This is a genomic window from Leuconostoc litchii, from assembly GCF_008107645.1.
Classification (GTDB): domain Bacteria; phylum Bacillota; class Bacilli; order Lactobacillales; family Lactobacillaceae; genus Leuconostoc; species Leuconostoc litchii.
The window spans coordinates 1-3,614 of record NZ_SDGY01000012.1; the positions used below are offsets into that span (position 1 = coordinate 1).

Consider the following 3,614-nt stretch of genomic DNA (forward strand, 5'->3'; position numbering starts at 1 on the left):
TTAACGATTGTCCTGCTGTTGAAACTCGGGCATAGCCATAAACTGTCATTTTCCACCTCATTAAATTGCATAATTAAATTGCATAGTATAAAGCCTATTATAGCAAGAAACTAAAACAGCGCAAAATACTTATAAGTATTTTGCGCTGTTTGTTTTGCACCAGATTATTTTGACGCATATATTTAACTGGTAATCATCAAAATAAACTCCATAGTTAATTTAATTTCTTCATTAATTTGTTATTGATTAATGCTGTTTAAAAATTTAAATAGAGTGAGTTTAGTATTGTTCTTCTTTTAGTAATTATGCTTCCAAGATATAAAATAAATAACATCTCTTTATGAAATGTTATTTACAATTGTTCTATATTCATAGTCTTAGTTCATTCTTTTATAAAATCATACTTACACATTGTGAATAACTTTACTTTATGTAAAATTAATTATATAATTTTATCTGATGTTAAAAAAAATGCTATTTTAGGGGGATTTTATGAAATTTAAAGATGTAGAGTACAGTCGTTTTAGATACACTGTAGCCATTATTTTGGGGTTGAATGTGATAAATATCTCAAGAACTATCCATGCAGCAACTATTTCACCAAGTTTGCAAAAGACAGCGCGTGAAGTAGCAAACTCGTCACAGGGATTTGCGAGTGGTACTAGTGGAGGAACAAAAGCGGATAACACACATATTTATACTGTATCTAATCGTGCTGATTTAATGAACGCATTAGGGGATCAGAATAATCAAACAGCTAAGATTATTTACATTTCTGGAACAATAGATATGAACATAGGAATTAACGGGAAAACTTTAACTGCTACAGATTATGCAAATGGTACGGGGTATAACTTTACTACATATTTAAATACCTATAATCCAGCTAAATACGGTAAAAAGATTCCTGCTGGAACTCAAGAAATAGCGCGTGACAAGGCACAAAAAAACCAAGCTAAACAAATCCAATATAAAGTTCCTTCCAACACGACAATAATTGGTACAAATAATGCTAAAATTACTGGCGGAAATATGATTATTAACGGTAGCAATGTTATTGTACGAAATATTAATTTTGAAAATGCCTATGATTACTTTCCACAATGGGATCCGACAGATGGAAATAGTGGTAACTGGAACTCTCAATACGATAACTTAACAGTTACTGGTGGTTCAAACGTCTGGTTAGATCACAACCAATTCTCTGACGGTAGCCAAACTGATAATAAAAATGGTTCTTATTACGGTCGTGAGTACCAACACCATGATGGATTAGTAGATATTGTGAATGGTGCTAATAACGTAACTTTATCTTATAACCAGTTACAAAATCACGACAAATCAATGAACATAGGTAACAGTGACTCCAAAACTAGTGATTTGGGTAAATTACAAGTAACGATGCATCATAATCGTTTTGACAATCTCATTCAACGGCAACCACGTGTTCGTTTTGGGAAAGTTCATATTTACAATAATTATTATTCTTCTAGTAACTCATCTATTTACAAATTTATGTATGCTTTTGGTATTGGTAAACAATCACAAATTTATGCTCAAAATAATACCTTCGATGTTCGTACAGCCTCTATTAATGATATAGCAAAAGTATTTGGTGGGACGAATTTTACCGACAATGGTAATCTACTAAACGGAAAACAAGTGGAGGGTATATCAAAACTAAACAAATTGAACCCCGTCACATTTTCTCCGAATTACAAAGCTTCACTACAAGACCTAGCAACATCTAAAAATGATGTTAACAATAATGCGGGTCCAATACTTAAATAATAAAACTTAAAAATTTAATTTAATCAGCTATTTATTTAACAATAAATTCAAATTTAATATTGAAAAAATAACAAAAATCCATTCACTAATGAATGGATTTTTCTATGAAACAAGTTGAAAATAGATGCAACATATATCAATTAAGGTTATCGTAGTCATCATTATTATAATAAAAAGAACTACCCAAACAACTTAAGATAAATCATTTTCTGACAAAATCTTATTAATATGTACTTTATTTTCTTGCGCTTACATATTTTTTTGACAAACAAAAAAGGAATAGATTAATTTATCCCTTTTTATCATCAAAAATTACTTAAGATTATTTATTTCGGTAAACATCGTCACGTTTACTAGTTTTTAAGACAATGACAACAAATTCGGTATCTACAATATCAGCGATAATTCGGTATTTGCCTACTCGATACCGCCATAATGTCTTTAGCTCACCTTCTAAGGCTTTACCAAACATTCTGGGATTTTCTATACCACTAATATTCAATTCTAACCAATTATATATACGTCGTTGTACTGGTTTATCTAACTTACTAAATTGTTTAGCTGCTTTACTATCAAATTTCCAGCTATACTTCATAGACCTAGTTTTGCCTTAATTTCTTCTGCTGAAACATATTCACGATTTTCAGAATTAATCACTTTCATTGCGTCAGCATAGTCTTCATCATCTTGACGTGCCTCTTCAATCAGATCAGCTATTAAACCGGTAACACTCATGCCTTTAAAATCGGCATACTCCTTAGCCCAAGCCATTGTGTCATCTTGTAATCTTACAGTCGTTACGCTCATGATTATTCTCCTTTTATAATTACTACAAATGTAGTATATCATGATACTACATTTGTAGTCAAATAAAATTATCGGTAAAATTTTTCTGTTCTTATTGTATCCCCTGCTTTATATAGTATGATAAACAATTTGCATGGCGACCAATGGCTCATCGACAATTATTTTTTGCTTATATCATTAGCTGTCATTTCAAACGCCATCAGAAAGATTCGTCTAATATCACAACAGCATAAATAAACTGTTACAAATGAATTAGTAACTTTTATAAATAGGTTGCATTATTTTGAAGGTTAAATAAAATATATAATTTTATTTAATCGACTAATTTTTCTTTTACATCTTGAATAACTTGCATTGGGTTACCTTCCATTTCTAAAGAGGAACCATTGGTAATTGTTCCTGAAACTTATTTTTATTTTCCCTAAACTTTTCCATAAAGTGCATCGAATTTGGTATTTAACTTATTGAAAACACCTGAAAATCTTGTAGAATAGTATCTACAACTAATCATTTTTAGAATTTAGTTTCTGATTTTCTAACTGTACTAAGGTTAGTTTTTTAAGGTTATTATATAAATAGCAAAAAAGTATAAAGAACCATGTATATAAATAATATAAAGACAGTATAAGTAAAAATAAAATTTTATTACATGAAATAATTATTATTTACGTACGTACCAAAAAATTTTAATCACACAGTATTTTAATTATTATTCAAAATTGAATAATTCTATAAGTTTATTAGAATGATATATATTGATAGTTACAATGATGAACAAATTATAAATAGGACTAAAAGTATATAGGATATGAAATGAAAAAAACATAAGATGCTAAAAGCACCTTATGTTTTTTTAATAATATACGAAGGATTAATATTTATTTTTTTTGATTTTCACCAGTGAAATTAATCCAATGATTAATGCGATTATTATTGCATTAATTTTACTTTGTGAAAGTTGCTTATCTACATTAGTATGAGGTAGTTCGGTTATTTTAGCAGCTTGATCAATATTA

At 29.1% G+C, this 3,614-nt stretch carries 3 protein-coding genes; 1 reads left to right on the top strand and 2 read right to left on the bottom strand.

The window, feature by feature from the left end; translation table 11 throughout:
• The first annotated feature begins 492 nt into the window (after window positions 1–492).
• A complete protein-coding gene (locus tag ESZ47_RS09225) occupies window positions 493–1,791 on the top strand; it encodes a pectate lyase family protein (protein WP_148606695.1) in 1,299 nt (432 codons plus the stop codon).
• 322 nt (window positions 1,792–2,113) lie between these two features.
• Here the strand turns inward: ESZ47_RS09225 and ESZ47_RS09230 are convergent, their stop codons facing one another.
• Together ESZ47_RS09230 and ESZ47_RS09235 are read right to left on the bottom strand one after the other, a co-directional pair.
• Entirely contained in the window at window positions 2,114–2,386 is a 273-nt protein-coding gene (locus tag ESZ47_RS09230) for a type II toxin-antitoxin system RelE family toxin (protein ID WP_148606696.1), read from the bottom strand.
• Window positions 2,383–2,598, bottom strand: coding sequence for a DUF6290 family protein (locus ESZ47_RS09235; RefSeq protein WP_148606697.1), 216 nt, complete (start codon window positions 2,596–2,598; stop codon window positions 2,383–2,385). Before ESZ47_RS09235 ends, ESZ47_RS09230 begins: the two co-directional genes overlap by 4 nt.
• Window positions 2,599–3,614: the final 1,016 nt, after the last annotated feature.

What these genes read in the sequence shown, in the direction of transcription:
- ESZ47_RS09235 (WP_148606697.1), bottom strand. Translation starts at nt 2,598, where the DNA reads ATGAGCGTAACGACTGTAAGATTACAAGATGACACAATGGCTTGGGCT.
- ESZ47_RS09230 (WP_148606696.1), bottom strand. Translation starts at nt 2,386, where the DNA reads ATGAAGTATAGCTGGAAATTTGATAGTAAAGCAGCTAAACAATTTAGT.
- ESZ47_RS09225 (WP_148606695.1), top strand. Translation starts at nt 493, where the DNA reads ATGAAATTTAAAGATGTAGAGTACAGTCGTTTTAGATACACTGTAGCC.